An 18,271-nucleotide genomic window follows, 5' to 3' on the forward strand; every position below is an offset into this window, starting at 1 on the left:
CGGCATCCCGTTGGGCGGCATCCCGCCATCCGTGGCGACGCAGGCCCCTATCGGGCGGGAACAGAGCCTACAGTGTAGGAACCCGCCTGCCGGCCACCGGATAATCCGGAGCAGCGAAGCCGCCCGAAGGGCCGGGATCTGCCCGGTGAATCTTTGCCGGCAGGGATTTAAACGCACCCGTTGCCGGCGGGAACTGATCTATATCAATTTTCGTCCTTTACCAGCGGCAATCCGCAGTCTCAGGGCATTCAATTTGATGAAGCCCTCGGCGTCCTTCTGGTCATAGGCGCCGGCATCCTCTTCAAAGGTGGCGATACGCTCGTCGAACAGGCTCTCCGTGGAGCGGCGGCCCACGGCGCTGACGCTGCCTTTATACAGTTTCAGGCGCACCTCACCGTTGACAACCTGCTGGGATTCATCGATTGCAGCCTGCAGCATGCGGCGCTCCGGGGACCACCAGTAGCCGTTGTAGATCAGATTGGCGTAGCGCGGCATCAGCTCGTCTTTCATATGAGCCACCTCCCGGTCCAGAGTGATGGACTCGATGGCGCGGTGGGCCTTGAGCAGGATGGTGCCACCGGGAGTTTCATAGCAGCCCCGGGACTTCATGCCCACGTAGCGGTTCTCGACGATATCCAGGCGGCCAATGCCATTGGCGCCGCCCAGCTTGTTCAGCTTCTCCAGCAGGGTCGCGGGGCTCAGGCGCTCGCCGTCGATGGCCACCGGGTCGCCGTTCTCAAACGTCAGGGTGATATACACAGGCTCATCCGGCGCCGCTTCCGGACTCACGCTCCAGCGCCACATATCCTCCTCGGCTTCCGCCCAGGGGTCCTCCAGAATGCCGCCCTCATAGGAGATATGCAGCAGGTTGGCATCCATGGAATAGGGGGATTTCTTCTTGCCGGAGGAGAAGTCCACCGGGATCTTGTGCTGTTCGCAGTACTGCATCAGCTTTTCGCGGGAAGTGAGATCCCACTCCCGCCAGGGGGCGATCACCTTGATACCCGGCTTGAGCGCATAGGCGCCGAGCTCAAAGCGCACCTGGTCGTTGCCCTTGCCGGTGGCCCCATGGGAAATGGCGTCGGCACCGGTCTCGTTGGCAATCTCGATCAGGCGCTTGGCGATCAGCGGGCGGGCGATGGAAGTGCCCAGCAGATACTCGCCCTCATAGATGGTGTTGGCGCGGAACATAGGGAAGACGAAATCGCGCACATACTCCTCGCGCAGGTCGTCGATGTAGATATCCTTCACCCCCAGTGCCTGCGCCTTCGCGCGCGCCGGTTCCACTTCCTCGCCCTGGCCGATATCGGCGGTGAAGGTCACCACCTCACAGCCGTAGGTTTCCTGCAGCCAGCGCACAATCACGGAAGTGTCCAGTCCGCCAGAGTACGCCAGTACCACTTTGTCGATCTTGCTCATTGCTGTCCTCTGCTGGGAAATAAGCCACCACACAGAGCGCTACCACGCCCCGGAGAGTGTCGGTCTGGGAGGGGTTATTGTTGGAAGTGTACCCAGGACAGGCGGTTGGCCCGCCTTTTTCGGGGCGCGATTGTAGCGCCTCAACTCGCGGACGACTAGCGCCAGCAGGCTATCGGCTCACCATTGTACACTTTTTGACCAGACAATTCATCGCAATTTGCCCGCGCTTCGGGTAGCATTCGCGGCGCTGATCGCATCCACTAACCACCGGCCATTTGACCACAGCCTATGATGGAGCAACCCACCCTCCGCGTCACTTTACGCACTCCGGACGACTGGCATATCCACCTGCGCGACGGCGCCGCTCTTCCGCGCACCGTGGGCGACGCAGCCAGGCAGTTCCGCCGCGCCATCGTGATGCCCAACCTGGTGCCGCCGGTAGTGGATGCGGAAGACGCCCTCTCCTATCAGCTGCGCATCCACGGACAGATTCCCGAGGGCAACCCCTTCGAGCCGCTGATGGTCATCTACCTGACCGACCGGACCAGTGCGGAAATCGTCCGCCAGGCCCATCAAGCCGGCGTGGTCGCCGCCAAGCTCTACCCCGCCGGCGCCACTACCAACTCCGATTCCGGCGTCACCGATATCGCCAACATCTACCCGGCGCTGGAGGCCATGCAGGCCTGCGGCATGAAACTGCTGCTGCACGGGGAAGTCACCACTGCGGATATCGACATCTTCGACCGCGAGCGGGTGTTTATCGAAAAGATCCTGTCCCGGGTGGTGGACGACTTTCCACAGCTGAAAATCGTGCTGGAACATATCACCACCGCCCAGGCGGCGGAATTTGTCGGCCAGGCCCGCGACGGCGTGGGCGCCACCATCACCGCCCATCACTTGCTGTACAACCGCAACCACATGTTAGTAGGCGGCGTCCGGCCCCACTACTACTGCCTGCCGATCCTCAAGCGCAGCTATCACCAGTCCGCGCTGATCGAAGCGGCCACCAGCGGCAGCCCGAAATTCTTCCTGGGCACCGACTCCGCGCCCCACGCCCAACACAAGAAAGAGACCGCCTGCGGCTGCGCCGGCTGCTATACCGCCTTCAGCGCCATCGAGCTCTACGCCGAGGTTTTCGACCGCGTGGGCAAGCTGGACAAACTGGAGGGCTTCGCCAGCGAGTTCGGCCCGGATTTCTACGGCCTGCCGCGCAACACGGATACCATCACCCTGGAGAAGCGGCCCTGGGCCCTGCCGGACAGCCTGGCCATGGGCGAGGAACAATTGATTCCTCTGGCCGCCGGGGAGGTATTGAGCTGGCGGTTGGTATGATCGGGACCGCTCCTTTGCCCATCCTACAAGTAAGCTTCAAAACCAAGTCAGATTTTTGATTTTTAAGGACCCCAAGTGACCCCCGCGGAAGAACCCACTGGACCCAAGAGCCTCCTGGCACAGCGATTTCGCGGCTTCCTGCCCGTAGTGGTGGACCTGGAGAGCGGGGGCTTCAACGCACGCACCGATGCCCTGCTGGAAATCTCCGCGGTGATCCTGGATATGGACGACAGCGGCGTGCTCAAACCGGTGGAGACCCACAGCTTCCACCTGGACCCTTTCGAGGGCGCCAATATCGAGCAGTCGGCACTGGACTTTATCGGCGTGGACCTGGAATCCCCGGATCGCGACGCCCTGCCCGAGGAAATCGCCCTGCCGGAACTCTTCCGCAAGGTGCGCGCGGCGGTAAAGAAACACAGCTGCACCCGCGCCGTGGTGGTGGCCCACAATGCCCATTTTGATTTGGGCTTTATCAACGCCGCCGTGGAGCGCTGCGGTATCAAACGCAACCCCTTCCACCCCTTTTCCTGCTTCGACACCGCCTCCCTCGCCGGCCTTGCCTACGGGCAGACAGTGCTGGCCAAGGCCTGTCAGGTGGCCGGTATCGAGTTCGACAACAGCAGCGCCCACTCCGCCGAATACGACGCGGAGAAGACCGCGGAACTGTTCTGCGGTATCGTAAATCGATGGCGGGAGCTGGGCGGATGGCCCCTGCAGGAATCGAGCGGCGAGTGACTTGTTCGACGGTCTCGTGCTGTGCGGCAGCACCGGCCGGGAATGGCCGCAAGCAACAACTGAAAGAATTCAGCGCGTAAAAAGATGGCCAAGGGCAGCAGCGAACAGACCCGTTTCTGGCAATCCCGAGAGCTCGGCGGAGTGGAGTTGCTACACGCGCAATATCTTGAGCAGCGCTTCGCCCCCCATGTGCATGAAGGCTTTGTGTTCACCGTGATCGAGCGGGGTGCCCAGCGCTTCCGTCACAAGGGAAGCGAACACCTGGCGCCGGTGGGCAGCATGGTGCTGATCAATCCCAACGAAGTGCACACCGGCTCCAAAGCGCATGAGCAGGGATGGAGCTACCGTGGCTTCTACCCGGATGATGCCCAGGTTGTCGGAGTGTTGGAGGAGCTGCAATTGGGCCGGAGGGGGCTGCCTGCATTCTCCGCCAGCGTGCTGCATGACCCGCGGTTACACCGGCGCTTTGCCCAACTGCACCGCCTGCTCGACGGCGGCGCCAGCGCCTTGCAGCAACAGACCGCCTGGCGCGAGGCGATTCTCCTGTTGTTCCAGCGCCATGCCCATATTCCAGAGGCGCCATCGCCGGGGCGCGAACCGCAGGCGGTGGCGCTGGCCAGGGAACTGTTGAGCAGCCGCATGGCCGAGCCGCCGTCACTGGAGCAACTGGCGGCGGCGGTCAACCTGTCGCCGTTCCACTTCGCCCGGGTGTTTCGCCGCGCCACCGGCCTGCCGCCCCATGCCTGGCTCAGGCAGCGGCGCCTGGAGCGGGCGCGCGCCCTGCTGAAGGAAGGCTGCGCGCCGCTCGACGTGGCCCTGCAGCTTGGCTTCGCCGACCAGAGCCACCTGACCCGCCAATTCAAACAAGCCTACGGCGTCGGCCCCGGCGAATACCGCAGGGCCTGCGGCACTCGCAGACGGTAGATATCCCTTCCGCAAGCGATTGCGCAAGATCGTTCAAGACCTGGCGGAGCGGCAGCGGTAGGCTTCCGGGTCAGGAGGAGAACGTCCATGACCCGCTTGCAGGAATTCACCCAGGGCGCCCGCGACATGCTGCCGATGCTGCTCGGCGCCATGCCCTTCGGCATCATCTTCGGCAGCCTGGCCGGCGCCGCCGGGATGAGTGCCTGGCAGACCCTCGGCATGTCGTTGCTGGTATTCGCCGGCTCGGCCCAGTTCATCGCCATCAGTCTGCTCAACGCCGGCACCGGCCTGATCGTGCTGCTGCTCACCACCTTCGTCGTCAACCTGCGCCACGCCCTCTACAGCGCCAGCCTGCAGCCCTTCGTGCGCCATCTGCCCAAGCGCTGGCGGGTGCCACTGGCCTTCTGGCTGACCGACGAGGCCTACGCGGTGGTACTGCATCGCTACACCGACGCCGATGTCTCACCGAACAAGCACTGGTATTTTTTCGGCGCGGCGCTGGCCATGTACCTGAACTGGCAACTGAGCACCCTGATCGGCGTGCTGTTCGGCCAGAGCGTGCCAAATCTAAGCGCGTGGGGGCTGGACTTCGCCATGCTGGCGACTTTTATCGGCATCGTCGTGCCCACGCTGCGCAACAGCCCCCAGGTGGCGGCGGCCCTGGTGGCCGGCGCGGTCGCCCTGGCCTGTTATGGCCTGCCATACAAGCTCGGCCTGATGGCGGCGGCATTCAGCGGGATAGCAGTCGGCGTGCTGCTGGAGCGGCGCAAGGAGCAGATGGTGGAGGAACTGGCCTGATGGACAACTGGCTATTGATTCTCGGCATGCTGGCGATCACCTTTTCAATCCGCTACAGCCTGTTCGCCTTTCCCGACCTGCGCTTCCCGCCACTGGTGCGCCAGGGCCTGCACTACGTGCCGACCGCGGTGCTCACCGCCATCGTGGTGCCGGGCATGCTGCTGCCGGACGGCGAGCACTGGGCTCTAGGCCCGGACAACGCCTACCTGCTGGCCGGGCTGGCGACCATCGCCATCGCCGCCCTCAGCCGGCACCTGCTGGCGACCATCGGCGGCGGGCTGCTGGTGTTCTTCCTGCTGCGCTGGGCATTGGGCCAGTTGCCGCTCTGAAGGCGGTTTTGCCGACCAGGTATCGCGATAGGTGCCAGCCCCTCGACACCTCCCCGACACTGGCATAGGATTTCGCCTTTTCCCCGCACGGAGCCATTCCCATGCCGTTACCGACCGTCACCCGCGGTGCCATACTCGCCGCCTGTGGCGCCGGCGCCTTTCAACGCGGCCAGCAGTACGCCGAAGACCAGCGGGTAACGGACATCAGAGTCGATGGGGAAGCCGGCGTCATCTACAGCGCGGTATCCGGTGGCGACATTTACGAGCAGGAAATTCACCTGGCGCCGGGCCAGCGGCAGGCGCGAATCAGCGGTTACTGCGACTGCCCGGTAGGTTTCAACTGCAAGCATGTGACCGCCGTACTGCTCACCGTCATGCGGCAGATGGAAAGCGGCAATGTTTCCAGCGGCAATTTCGCCCTGTCGAACTGGCAGCGGCGCCTCCACGCCATCGGCCGCGCCTCCACCCCACTGCCGGAGCGCCGCGACCGGAGGGTGATCTACCTGTTCGACCGCTCCGCCGACGGCGGATTTCAGGTGAGCATGCGCCGGGTCAGGCGCAGGAAGGATGGCAACTGGGGCAAGATAGAATCCATTCCCGGCAACCCCTGGACCTACGAGGGCAACGAACACCTATCCCCCCACGACGACACCATCGTGGAACTGCTCACGAATTGCGGCAATGCGGACTGGGATTTCGCCCCCAAAGGCCGCCTTGGCACCCTGGCGCTGGCGGAAATACTGGCCACGGGCCGCGCTTTCCTCGCCTCCAGCGATCTCCCTGTCACCGCCGGCGGCGAGCGCCGCCTGGCCTTCACCTGGGACGACAACGGCAGTGTGGAACAGACACAGCTGCGGGTGATGCTCGAGGACTGCGCCGGCGAATGTCTGGCCGCCGCCACCGAGCCGCCCCACTACCTGGAGCCCGCAACCGGCCTCTGCGGCGTCATCGACACGCCGCTCACCGGCGAGCAGATACTGTTGCTGATGCAAATGCCTCCGGTGCCGGAGCACTCGCGGCTGGAAATGGCACAGCTGCTGGCGGAGAAGCTGCCCGCCAACAGCCTGCCACTGCCAGTGGAGCAGCCCGCCAGCGTCGCCGGCGAGCCGGTGCCGCTTTTGCGGCTGGCACGCCGGGAGCCCCAGGGCTACCTCTACGCCAGCCTGCATTTCCTCTACGGGAAATACCAGGTTCCGGCCTTCCCCTCCCGCCCCACACAGATTGTGGAAACAGAGAACCAACGGCTGCTACTGGCGCGCGACGAGGATTTCGAGAGCGACGCCGCGGACGAACTGGAAGGGCTCGGCTTCACCGGCTACCGCCTGTCCGCCGGGGACCCTGGCGATATCGGCTTTCTGCTGCCCGACGACGAGATACTCCCCTCGCCGCTGCGCTGGCAGGAATTCCTCGAGCGGGACGCGGATGCCCTGCGCGCACAGGGTTGGCGGGTGGAAACGGACCCGAGCTTCCAGCTCAATATCACCCGCGCCGAAAGCCTGTCGGGCGAGTTGGGAGAAGACAGCCTCGGCATCCAGGTCAATTTCGGCGATGAGCAGCTCGCCCTGTTGCCGCTGCTGGTGCGCGCCCTCGAATACGGGGACCAACTGCCCGAGGGCGGGCTGATGGTGGAACTGGAACCGGACCAGTGGCTGAACATCCCCAGCGACTGGCTGCGCCCGGTGCTCGATACCCTGATTGAATTGCACGAGGAGCCGGATCTCGATGCCGACGGCCGCCTCAAGCTGCACCGCCACAACCTGGCGCCACTCACACAGCTCAAGGACGCGCTGGGCGAGCGCGAACTCCAGTGGAGCGGCGGCGAGGAGCGCCGCGCCCTGGCGCGGCAACTGAAAAACCTCAAGGGGGTCGAAGCGGTCGCGCCGCCACAAGGGCTGAATGCCGACCTGCGCCACTACCAGCAGGAGGGCCTCAACTGGCTCGGCTTCCTGCACCGCTTCCGCTTCGGCGGCATACTCGCCGACGATATGGGCCTGGGCAAAACCCTGCAAACCCTGGCTTTTATTCTCCACTTGAAAGAGAGCGGCGAACTGCCCGAAGCGGCGCTGATCGTCGCCCCCACCAGCCTGCTGGGCAACTGGCTGCACGAAGCAGAGAAATTCACTCCGGGGCTCAGGGCAGTGGTCAGCCACGGCATCGACAGAAAACCGAAACTGCGCAAACTCGCCGACTGCGATCTGTTGATCACCAGCTACGCCCTGGCACAGCGGGACGCGGACATCCTCGCGCCCCACCCCTTCAGCCTGCTGGTGCTGGACGAGGCCCAGGCGATCAAGAACCCGCGCGCCAAGGTCTCCCAGGCGCTGCGCAATTACAGCGCCGAGCAGCGCCTGTGCCTCACCGGCACGCCGCTGGAAAATCACCTGGGGGAATTCTGGGCCCAGTTCGATTTCCTGATGCCGGGGCTGCTCGGCAATGACAAATCCTTCAATCGTCTCTATCGCAACCCTATCGAAAAGCACGGCGAGGAGACCCGCCAGCGCCAGCTGCGCAACCGCACCGCGCCCTTTATGCTGCGGCGCACCAAGGGACAGGTGGCCGGCGAGCTGCCACCGAAAACCGAGATCGTGCAGACGGTGACCCTGGGCGGCGGCCAGCAGAAACTCTACCAGGCCGTACGCGCCAGCATGGAGAAAGAGGTGCGCAAGCTGCTGCAGAACAAGGGCCTGGCCAAGAGCCATATCCAAGTGCTGGATGCCCTGCTCAAGCTTCGCCAGATCTGCTGCGATCCCGCGCTGGTGAAAATTCCCAGCGCGGCGAAGGTAAAGCAGTCTGCCAAGCTGGAGGCACTGCTGGAAATGCTCGAGGAGATGCTCGCCGAGGGGCGCAAAATACTGCTGTTTTCCCAGTTCACCAGCATGCTGTCGATTATCGAGCGCGAACTGAACAAGCGCGGCATCGCCCACAGCAAACTTACCGGGCGCACCCGCAAGCGGGACGAAGCGATCGATCGATTCCAGTCCGGCGAGGTGCCGTTGTTTCTGATCAGCCTCAAGGCCGGCGGCTTCGGCCTCAACCTCACCGCGGCGGACACGGTGATCCACTACGACCCCTGGTGGAACCCGGCGGCGGAAAACCAGGCCACCGACCGCGCCCACCGCATCGGCCAGCAGAAAGCGGTCTTCGTCTACAAGCTGATCGCCGAAGGCACCATCGAGGAGCGTATCCAGCAACTGCAACAGCGCAAGCAGTCCCTCGCCGACGCTCTACTCAGCGGCGAAGGCGCCGCGCTCTCGCGGTTGAGCGGAGAGGAAATTCTGGAGCTGTTCCGTTAGAGCCTGTTTAAAGTCTCCATATTTTTCAGGCCCAGAGCGGGGGTCGGCAAGCTCAGTGCAAGATATCAAACAGACTCTTAGAAAATAGACGGCGCCGAATCAATTCTCCCGAAAGGAATACCAGCCGCTGACAGCCACCGGCACCGCCAGCGTCACCCAGGCGGCCAGATCCCCGCTGCCGTCCGAGAACAGCGCCGCCAGCAAACCGGCGGCACTGAGGATACCCAAGACGACGGGCGTGCCCCATACCTGAGAGCGGGTCAACTTTCTGCTCACAGAACCTCCTGTGACTGCCGCGCCGCCAGCGGCGGGAACTTGTCTTCAGCCGGGCGCAGGGCCGCGAGCTTTTCCTCGATGGAGACGTTGCGCTTCTTCACCCACAGGTAGACGCCGCTGCCCAGCACCAGGATGGCGATAAGATCCAGCAAGGCCCAGAGAATTTTCAGCGGCAGGCCGCCGTAGTCTCCGAAGTGCAGCGGGCGGGACAGCAGCAACGCGGTCACATACCAGGGCATCTCCGCCACCGCCGTCAGTTCGCCGGTGGCGGCGTCCACCAGCACTGGTGTCATCAGTTTGGAAGTAAACGGCGTATTCCCCTGCATAAAGACGCCGAAGTGATGCGGGCTGGCGAAGGGGTTGCCTGGGAAGGCGACAAAGCCGGGCTCCATCTCCGGCGCCGCGGCCCGCGCCGTTTCCAGGGCGCGCTCCACCGAGTGGTCCACACCTTCGGTCAGGGCGTCGTTCCGGTAATCCTCGGTCATCACCGCCAGCTCACTGCTCTGCCACTGGCCGAATATCGGCAGCGCGAGGGTGTTGATCACGCCGGTGACGCCGACCACCATCACCCACACCAGGATGGCGATGCCGAGCAGGTTGTGCAGATCCAGCCATTTCAGTCGCGGCGAGCGGTTGCGGCGCACGGTGCCGAACTTCAGCTTCGACATAAACGGGCCGTAGACCACTGCGCCGGACACCAGCGATGCCGCCAGCAGCAATCCCATAAAGCCGAGAAACAAGGTGCCGCCGAGCCCGGCGAACATATCCAGGTGCAGGCGGTAAATCACATACATGAATCCCTGCTGGAGGGGATATTCGTGAAGGAATTCCCCGGTGCGGGCGTCGTACATGAAGAAGGCGGTGGCCTCCGCGGCGTCCACCGTTTTCGCCATCCCCACGTACCAGGCCTCCGGCTCCTCAGGTTCCCGATACAGGTACTGCACCGCGTCCTGCGGCCGGCGCACAGCGGCGGCCGCCGCGATATCGTCGACGCTGGCCGTCGCGGCAGCCCCGGGCATCTCCGGCGGCTCCACCGAATTGCCCAGGGCGTGATCTATCTCGTGGTAGAAGATCAGCGGCAGGCCGGTGACGCACAGCATCAACAGGAACAGAGTGGAGATCAGGCTGGTCCATTTGTGGACCAGGTACCAGTTGCGGATGGATTGCGCCTTCATTTCACACAGCCCTCCCTAGAAAGTGTACTGGTAGCTCACCGCCATATTGCGCGGCGCACCGTAATAGCCGATTTCGTACAGGCTGGTGATGTATTTCTCGTCCGTGAGGTTGCTCACGTTGAGCTGCAGCCGGGAATTGGCGTCGATATCCCAGCGCGCAAAAGCGTTGAGCAGCAGGTGGGCACCCTGCTCTATTTCCACCCCGGTATAGGAATCCACCTTGGAGGTCCGCGACTGCCAGTTGCCGCCCAGCCCCAGGGAAACGTCCGGCAGTTGGGGCAGGGTCGCGTTCACGGAGAAGTTGACGGTCTCCCGCGGCACCCAGGTGTAGGTATCGTCACCGGCCTCGTCTTCGAGTTCGAGGGAGGTGAAACCGAGCACCAGGTTCATGTACTCGTTCAGCGCCCCGGAAACTTCTATTTCGAATCCCTCCGAATCGACATCCGCGCCTTGGTAATAATATTGGAGAGTATCGGGATTCAGGCCTGCATAGGTGGCGAGCCCGCGCTGCTCGGCCTTGAATACCGCCAGCGTCGCCAGCAGGCGGCCATCCAGCCAGTCGGCCTTGGCCCCCAGCTCGTAATTCACGCCCTTGGTGGGGTCCAGGTAAACGCCGTCGATATCGTATTGATCCTGAGGCTGGTAGATATCCGAGTAACTGGCGTAAACGGAGATATTGCCGGTGACTGAATAGGTCAGGCCCAGGTAGGGGCTGATCTCGCTTTCGTCGATATCGCCGCGCAGGCTGGTCACCGAGCGCTCGTAACTGACGGCGTTGAAGCCGGGAATAATACTCAGGCTGCCAAAATTGAGCCTGGTGGCGCCGTAAACACGGGAGAGCGTCTGTTCGCTCTGGTCCCACAGGGTCCTGGCCCCCCAGGGAGGCTCGGCCACCATGTCTCCCCCGTAAGGAAACCCCGGCAGCGCACCGAAGGCAGGATCGGTGGTATCCACCGGGTGCCAGTACTGGTCTCGCTCGCTGGTTGAATGGCTGGCGCCGAGGACGGCTTCATGGGTGGCACCAAACAGCTCGTACCCCCCAGAGAGGCCGGCGTCAAACAGATGGGCCTCATCCTTCGTCGGCCACTTGCCCGGATTGCCCAGCAGGCCGGTGCCGGTCTCCGGGTCGAGGCCCGTGATGGAATAGGCAAAAAACAGCTGGCTTTCGTCCTCGAAGCCGCGATAGTTGTAGGAGAGCTTCAACTCCCAGTCCGACGGCAGCCGGTAGCTGTATTCCACAAAAGCCGTTTGGTTGACCGTATCCCAGTAGGTCCAGTCCTGGCTGGTGGACGCATCCGTGTCCCACTCCGCCTGGGTGCCGTCGCTGTTGGCGAATACCAGGCCGCCCCACATACCGCCGACGGTGTTCGCCGCCTGGTGAGAATAGCCCGCGGCCAGGGTGGAATTTTCCGTCAACTGGCCGTCGACCACGCCGTAGATAAAAGTACGGTCATTCTCCACCCCGCGCAGGTGGGAACCGGAATCCTCCGCCGCCACCACCAGGCGACCGGCCCAGTCGCCACTGCCGCTGAGCGGCGTCGAATAATCCACCTCCACCCGGACCCGGTCGTAGGAGCCTGCGGTAACTCCCATCTGCCCACGGGCGTGGTTGGCAGGCCGCTTCCGCACGTAGTTGATGGTGCCGGACGAGTTGCCGACACCGGTCAGCAGGCCGTTGGCGCCGCGGATAATCTCCACTTTCTCGTAACCGAAGGAATCCGTTGCACCGCGCACCAGGCCCCAGCCGTTGGGAAGGCCGACGCCATCCACCTGGGTGTTCTGGATCTCAAATCCACGGGACAGGTAATTGGTTCTGTTGGTCTCCCATCTCTCCACGCTGATACCGGTGGCCAGATCCAGCGCGTCGTTGATACTGCTGGCACCGTAGGCATCCATCAGTTCCCTATCGACCACGCTGATGGATTGGGGTGTGTTCTTGAGGTCGAGGTTCAGGCCCGTTGCCCCCTTGCTGGTGCGATTCTCGCGCACGCCGACGATAAACACTTCTTCGATATCGCCGGACTCATCCGAGCGACTTTCAGCTGCCTGGGCAACCAACGGCAGGGTGAGACTTACTGCCAGAGACAGGGGGGCGAAGGCGTTTAGCCTGGGGTTCATGGGCATACCTCACATCGTGTGATTATTGGAAGAAGGCGGGCAGGATTGTATGCAAAGATAAATTAAATGCAAATGATATTGATTACTATTTATGAAATAAATGATGCCACCAAAGTACGGCGCCGATCCTTTCCGTCTGGACGAGTGCCCCAATATCCGGAGGTTAGTGTCAATAGCGGGACGATGACGACTCCTGCACCGCATCGCTGGCCGCCTGCTCCGGCACGGCAATGACGATGAAAGCAGCACCGAGTCCATCTGGGGCCGGAACACCCTGTACAGCAGCGGCGGAAATTACTGGGAGAAGGGCGCCTGCCCCTGATCGGCCGGCGGGACTGTGCTGTAGGGGCGGCCGCTCCTACGGGAAAAGGATACGCCCACCGGAATAGCGGAGTCGCCATCCCGGACACTACCATTCGGTGAAAATGCGGTTTTCCCGATGCGGAGGAGGCAGAAGATGAACACTCCGAGAGGTGGCCTGCGCGTGGCCAGCGTGCTGTTCGGACTGATGGCCCTGGGCCAGCTGTGGCGGGTATTCGCCACCCCGGAAGTATTGGTTGGCGGCGCACCCATGCCCGTCTGGCCGAGCGTGCTGGCGCTGATAATCCTCGCAATACTGTGCATCTGGCTGTGGAGGCTCTCCAACAGGGCCTGAGACAATCGTCTGTAAGCGGTTTTCCATGGGAGGCCCGCTGGAACTAACTCCCGCTACTTACCGCGCCCCCGGCGAGGCGCTATAATCCCGCTCTTCAGAAAGACCCGGTTTTTTGCCGGGTCTTTCCGGTTGTGCCACTGAAAACCGGGAGCTCTCCACTTGTTCGTCTCCGCCCTACGTCAATCCTTCGCCGACGGCAGTCTTTTCGGCACCCTGCCGCGCAACCTGATCGCCGGGATCACCGTGGGCATAGTGGCGCTGCCACTGTCCATGGGCCTCGCCATCGCCAGCGGTGTGCCGCCGCAGCACGGGCTCTATACCGCCATCGTCGGCGGTATCGTGGTGGCACTGCTGGGCGGCTCCCGGGTGAATATCTCCGGCCCCACCGCCGCATTTGTGGTGGTACTGCTGCCGGTGGTGCAGCAGTTCGGCCTCGGCGGCCTGCTGCTGGCGGGCCTGCTGGCAGGGTTGATCACAATTGGGTTCGGCCTGCTCAAGCTGGGACGGCTCATCCAGATTATCCCCTATCCGGTGATCGTCGGATTCACCTCCGGTATCGGCACGGTGATCGCCTTTTTGCAAATGAAAGACTTCCTCGGCCTGCAACCGGAACCGGGGGCCACACATTTTCTGCAGCAACTGGGCGCACTCGCGGCAGCGCTGCCCAGCTTTCGCTGGCAGGAGTTCGCTATCGGCGCGCTTACCCTGGGTATGCTGATACTGTGGAAAAAAGTACCCGGGCGCATTCCCGCCTACCTGGTGGCGCTGCTGGTGGGCACTCTCGTCGCGTCGGTATTCAACGGCAGCGCCGACCTGCCGGACGTGGACACCATCGCCTCGCGCTTCCGCTTTTCCCTGGGCGGTGTCGAGGGCAGCGGAATACCGCCGGTGGCACCGCACTTTTTACTACCCTGGCAATTGCCAGGGCCGGACGGCATGCCCATAGGTTTCAGCTGGGAACTGCTGCGCGCGCTGATCGGACCGGCGTTTTCCATCGCCCTGCTGGGCGCATTGGAATCCCTGCTGTGTGCGGTAGTGGCAGACGGCATGAGCGGCCAGCAGCACGACCCGGACGGCGAACTGGTCGGTCAGGGCATGGGCAATATAGCGGTGGCTTTTTTCGGTGGCATCCCGGTCACAGCGGCTATCGCGCGTACAGCGACCAACGTGCGCTCCGGTGGCAGCACTCCGCTGTCCGCAGTGGTGCACGGACTGTTTGTACTGCTGGCCATGCTGTTGCTGGCCCCCTGGCTGTCGCTGATCCCCATGGCAGCGATGGCCGCGGTACTTCTGGTCGTGGCCTGGAATATGAGCGAGGCGGGCCACGCACTGCATATCCTGCGCCGGGCGCCGCGGGCGGACGCCGCGGTGCTGCTCACCTGCTTCGCACTCACCGTGGCGATCGATATGCAGGTGGCGGTAGCCGCGGGCCTGGCGCTGGCCTCGGTGCTGTTTATCCGCCGGGTGACCGAACTCACGCAAACCACACTGATCAAACCCCACGGGGAAGCGGAACATCAGCAGGAAAAAGGGGTAGTGCTCTACGACCTGGACGGCCCACTGTTTTTCGGCGCCGCCTACAAGGCCCTGAAAATCGTCACCGCGGTGGATCGCGATGTGCACACGGTGGTGCTGGATATGCGGGATGTTGCGGTGTTGGATGCCACTGCCATGGAAAACCTGGAGGCTATCGCCAGGCATCTGGCCGGGCGGCACACCACCCTTTACCTGATCCACGTGCGGCCCGCTCTGGTAAAGAAGATGCGCCGTTACGGGCTGCTGGACGCAACCACTCCGACCCGGCTGGCCAGGGATTACCAGGCAGTCCTGAGTCAGCTGAGCAGCGCTTAGGCACTTGGGTGATTTTTTGTGCAAACTGCTGTACAATGGCCGATTCACGTAGAAAATCGGGACATTTATTGTGGCCAAGAAAGCTACCAGCGCCTCCAAACGCAAGCAACCCACCACCCTCGAGAGCCGCGAGAATATCGAGGAACAAGTAAAGGCCTTCCTCGCCGCTGGCGGTGAAATCCAGCAGGTGCCGAAGGGTGTGAGCGGCCAGACCAGCACCTCCGGCCCCAAGCACATTACCCTGGGTAAGAAACCCCGCAGTTAACAGTGGTCAGTGGCCAGTGAAAAACACCGACCACTAACCACCATCCGCTAGCCTCAGGGCATTTCCTCCAGCTCCGCCCCCTCCTTCACCGGTGGCATCATGTCCTCCCGGGTGATTCCCAGCAGCATCAGAGTGTTGGCGGCCACGTAGACGGACGAATAGGTACCCACTACCACGCCGACGATCAGCGCCAGCGAGAAGTTGTGAATCAGCTCGCCGCCGAAGAATTGCAGGGCCCATAGCACCAGCAAGGTGGTGAAGGACGTCATGAAGGTACGGCCGAGCGTCTGGCTGATGGAAATATTGATGATTTCCATCGTGCTCGCCTTGCGCACCCTGCGGAAGTTCTCGCGGATGCGGTCCGACACCACGATGGTGTCGTTGAGCGAGTAGCCGATTACCGCCAGGACCGCCGCCAGCACGGTGAGATCGAAATCCAGTTTCAACAGCGCGAAGAAGCCCAGCACGATAATCACGTCGTGGGCCAGGGCCACCACCGCGCCGATGGAAAACTTGTACTGGAAACGCAGGGCCACATAGGCCATCACCACAAACAGCGCGAACAGCATGCCCAGGCCGCCGTCGTCCCTCAGCTCTTCGCCGATCTGCGGGCCGACCATTTCCACCCGGCGCAGCTCCACATCGCCGTCCGCGCCCTGGCGCAACACGCTCACTACCTCGTCGCCGATGGACTGTGTCGCCTCTTCATCCCGCGCGCTGAGCTGGGTCTGCTCCTCGGCCACTTCCGGAGGCAGCTTGATCAGCAGCTCGTTATCGGAACCGAAGCGCACCACCGAAGCGCCGGCATAGCCGGCATCCACCAGCTGACTGCGCACATCCTCGATGCGCGGGGCTTTTTCATAGCCCACCTCCACCTGGGTGCCGCCGGTAAAATCCAGCCCGAACTGCAGGCCATTCACCACAAGCGCGGCGATGGATGCCACCACCAGGGCGATGGACGCGGCCGCAGCCAGTTTGCGCCAGCGCATAAAATCGAATACGCGCTTGCCCATATATTCGGTGATCTGGCCATCTTCCACTTTGGTCTCAGCGGCTTTGCTTTTGCTCTCACTCACGGTCGGCGCTCCTATATCCAAAGCTTCTGTACACGGCGGCCGCCGTAGAACAAGTTGATCAACGCCCGCGTACCCATAATGGCGCTGAACATGGAGGTCAGGATGCCGATGGACAGGGTCACTGCGAAGCCCTGTACCGGGCCGGAACCGATCGCATAAAGGATCACTGCGACGATCAGGGTGGTGATATTGGCATCCACGATAGTGCTGTAGGCATTGTCAAAACCGGCCGTGATCGCCGATTGCGGCGGCATGCCGTTGCGCAATTCCTCCCGTATTCGCGAGAAGATCAGCACGTTCGCATCCACGGCCATACCGATAGTGAGCACCATGCCGGCGATACCTGGCAGGGTCAGGGTGGCGCCGAGTATCGACATCACCGCCACCAGCAGCACCATATTCATCGCCAGCGCAATATTGGCGGCCAGGCCGAAGGCGCGGTAGAACAGCAGCATGCAGATCACCACCGCAAGCAGGCCTATCTGTACCGATGTGACACCCACCTCGATATTGTCCGCGCCCAGGGACGGGCCGATCACCCGCTCTTCCACAAAATACATGGGCGCGGCCAGGGCACCGGCGCGCAACAGCAGCGCCAGTTCCTGGGCGTCCGCCGGACTGTCCAGGCCGGTGGTGCGGAACTGCCGGCCCAGGGCACTCTGCACCGTGGCCAGGCTGATGATCTTCTTCTCGTCAGTGCGCTTCTGCACCACGATTTCGTTGCCTTCCGCGTCGATTTTGGTCTCCGGGGTAAAGCGGCTCTCGATAAACAGGGTGCCCATGCGGCGGCCGACGTTTTTCCAGGTGGCGCGGTGCATCATCTCGCCGCCGCGGGAGTCCAGGGTGATGTTCACCTGCGGGAAGCCGCTCTCGTCATAACCCACACGGGCGTCGGTCACCCGCTCGCCGGTGATGATCACCTTGCGCTCCAGCCAGGCACCGCCGTACATCTGGCGGTCCCGCTCGTTGCGGTATTCGAAATATTCCTTGTTGGTCACCAGCGCGTCCGGGCGCGCCTCCATGCGGAATTCCAGGTTGGCGGTCTTGCCGATAATGCGCTTGGCCTCGGCGGTGTCCTGCACCCCGGGCAATTCCACCACGATGCGGTTGCGCCCCTGGCGCTGCACTATGGGTTCGGCCACGCCCAGTTCGTTGACCCGGTTGCGCAGGGTGGTGAGGTTCTGGGTTACCGCGTAGTCCTCCAGTTGCTTGATCTCCTGGTCGGTCAGAGTCGCGCGAATCTCCAGGTTCTCGCCTCTGCCGGCCTCGGTGAGCTGCAGTTGCGGGAATTCCTTGCGCAGGGTGGACATGCCCAGGTCGCGCAGTTCCTCACTGCGGAAGCGGGCGACGATCTCGCGGTCGTCCACCAGATCCACGCTGCGGTAGCGGGCGTCCGCCGCGCGCAGCTTGGCTTTTACGTCGGCCTCGTAGCCCTCCAAGTTGGTTTTCACAATGGAGTTGGTGTCCACCTCCATCAGGAAGTGCACGCCACCGGCCAGGTCCAGGCCCAGTTTCATCGGGCTGGCGCCAAGGTTGCTCAGCCATTCGGGGGTGGTGGAGGCCAGGTTCAGGGCCACCACATAGTCACTGTGCCCCAGGGCCTCCTGGATAGCGCGCTTGGCGGGTAGCTGCTCCTCGATGGACTCAAGGCGCAGCAGCACGGAGTTTTTATCGCCGACCTCGCCGCCGAAATACTCGATACCGGCCTGGTCGAGGGCCTTTTCCGCCTGTTCCAGCACCGCCGGCCCGATACTGGTGGTGCTGGACTGGCCGGAGATCTGCACTGCGGGGTCCGGTGCGTAGAGGTTGGGCGCGGCGTACAGGAAGCCGAGCACCGCAACCGTGAGAATCAGGAGGTACTTCCAGAAGGGGTAGCGATTCATGCTGCTCTCATTGTTGTATTCAGGCCCCGGAAGGCCGGACGTTCGCGACAATGTCGGGAGATATGCGGGCAGCCTCCGCGGATTGCAAGGCGGCGCCGTCTCTCTCGAATGGGGGCCGATTATACGGGCATCGTCTTGTGGT

General features: G+C 63.0%; 15 protein-coding genes. 9 read left to right on the forward strand and 6 right to left on the reverse strand.

The window, feature by feature from the left end:
* Positions 1-198 precede the first annotated feature (198 nt).
* On the reverse strand, positions 199-1,419 hold the full coding sequence (locus tag FHS09_RS18595; protein WP_183462710.1) for an argininosuccinate synthase: 1,221 nt from the start codon (positions 1,417-1,419) through the stop codon (positions 199-201).
* Between the two features lie 291 nt (positions 1,420-1,710).
* On the opposite strand from FHS09_RS18595, the gene pyrC reads away from it, so the two are divergent.
* The 6 genes from pyrC (at position 1,711) to FHS09_RS18625 (ending at position 8,830) form a co-directional block, all read left to right on the forward strand.
* Entirely contained in the window at positions 1,711-2,751 is a 1,041-nt protein-coding gene (gene pyrC, locus FHS09_RS18600; protein ID WP_183462807.1) for a dihydroorotase, read from the forward strand.
* Between the two features lie 75 nt (positions 2,752-2,826).
* A complete protein-coding gene (gene rnt, locus FHS09_RS18605) occupies positions 2,827-3,486 on the forward strand; it encodes a ribonuclease T (RefSeq protein WP_183462712.1) in 660 nt (219 codons plus the stop codon).
* Positions 3,487-3,570: 84 nt separating this feature from the next.
* Positions 3,571-4,410, forward strand: a complete 840-nt coding sequence (locus FHS09_RS18610) for an AraC family transcriptional regulator (protein WP_183462714.1) — start codon at positions 3,571-3,573, stop codon at positions 4,408-4,410.
* An 87-nt stretch (positions 4,411-4,497) separates the two neighbouring features.
* Positions 4,498-5,208, forward strand: coding sequence for an AzlC family ABC transporter permease (locus tag FHS09_RS18615; protein ID WP_183462716.1), 711 nt, complete (start codon positions 4,498-4,500; stop codon positions 5,206-5,208).
* Positions 5,208-5,537, forward strand: coding sequence for an AzlD domain-containing protein (locus FHS09_RS18620; protein WP_183462718.1), 330 nt, complete (start codon positions 5,208-5,210; stop codon positions 5,535-5,537). The genes FHS09_RS18615 and FHS09_RS18620 overlap by 1 nt, the downstream gene beginning before the upstream one ends.
* 101 nt (positions 5,538-5,638) lie before the next feature.
* The gene (locus tag FHS09_RS18625; RefSeq protein WP_183462720.1) at positions 5,639-8,830 is read left to right on the forward strand and encodes a DEAD/DEAH box helicase; all 3,192 of its coding nucleotides are present in this window, start codon (positions 5,639-5,641) and stop codon (positions 8,828-8,830) included.
* Between the two features lie 99 nt (positions 8,831-8,929).
* Here the strand turns inward: FHS09_RS18625 and FHS09_RS18630 are convergent, their stop codons facing one another.
* Genes FHS09_RS18630 through FHS09_RS18640 form a run of 3 tightly spaced genes read right to left on the reverse strand, consistent with a single transcriptional unit; the run spans position 8,930 to position 12,399 of the window.
* The gene (locus FHS09_RS18630) at positions 8,930-9,106 is read right to left on the reverse strand and encodes a hypothetical protein (RefSeq protein WP_183462722.1); all 177 of its coding nucleotides are present in this window, start codon (positions 9,104-9,106) and stop codon (positions 8,930-8,932) included.
* Entirely contained in the window at positions 9,103-10,281 is a 1,179-nt protein-coding gene (locus tag FHS09_RS18635; RefSeq protein WP_183462725.1) for a PepSY-associated TM helix domain-containing protein, read from the reverse strand. The genes FHS09_RS18630 and FHS09_RS18635 overlap by 4 nt, the downstream gene beginning before the upstream one ends.
* Before the next feature lie 15 nt (positions 10,282-10,296).
* On the reverse strand, positions 10,297-12,399 hold the full coding sequence (locus FHS09_RS18640; protein WP_221192115.1) for a TonB-dependent siderophore receptor: 2,103 nt from the start codon (positions 12,397-12,399) through the stop codon (positions 10,297-10,299).
* A 457-nt stretch (positions 12,400-12,856) separates the two neighbouring features.
* Between FHS09_RS18640 and FHS09_RS18645 the strand changes: the two genes are divergently transcribed.
* The 3 genes from FHS09_RS18645 (at position 12,857) to FHS09_RS18655 (ending at position 15,170) form a co-directional block, all read left to right on the forward strand.
* On the forward strand, positions 12,857-13,054 hold the full coding sequence (locus tag FHS09_RS18645) for a hypothetical protein (protein ID WP_183462729.1): 198 nt from the start codon (positions 12,857-12,859) through the stop codon (positions 13,052-13,054).
* A gap of 159 nt (positions 13,055-13,213) precedes the next feature.
* Positions 13,214-14,905, forward strand: a complete 1,692-nt coding sequence (gene dauA / locus FHS09_RS18650) for a C4-dicarboxylic acid transporter DauA (protein WP_183462731.1) — start codon at positions 13,214-13,216, stop codon at positions 14,903-14,905.
* 70 nt (positions 14,906-14,975) lie between these two features.
* On the forward strand, positions 14,976-15,170 hold the full coding sequence (locus tag FHS09_RS18655; protein WP_183462733.1) for a hypothetical protein: 195 nt from the start codon (positions 14,976-14,978) through the stop codon (positions 15,168-15,170).
* A 53-nt stretch (positions 15,171-15,223) separates the two neighbouring features.
* Here FHS09_RS18655 and secF read toward each other — a convergent pair whose 3' ends face one another.
* The gene (secF, locus tag FHS09_RS18660) at positions 15,224-16,183 is read right to left on the reverse strand and encodes a protein translocase subunit SecF (RefSeq protein ID WP_183462809.1); all 960 of its coding nucleotides are present in this window, start codon (positions 16,181-16,183) and stop codon (positions 15,224-15,226) included.
* Between the two features lie 74 nt (positions 16,184-16,257).
* On the reverse strand, positions 16,258-18,129 hold the full coding sequence (gene secD, locus FHS09_RS18665) for a protein translocase subunit SecD (RefSeq protein WP_183462735.1): 1,872 nt from the start codon (positions 18,127-18,129) through the stop codon (positions 16,258-16,260).
* Between the last annotated feature and the right edge of the window lie 142 nt (positions 18,130-18,271).

It is taken from the genome of Microbulbifer rhizosphaerae (assembly GCF_014191725.1).
Classification (GTDB): Bacteria; Pseudomonadota; Gammaproteobacteria; order Pseudomonadales; family Cellvibrionaceae; genus Microbulbifer; species Microbulbifer rhizosphaerae.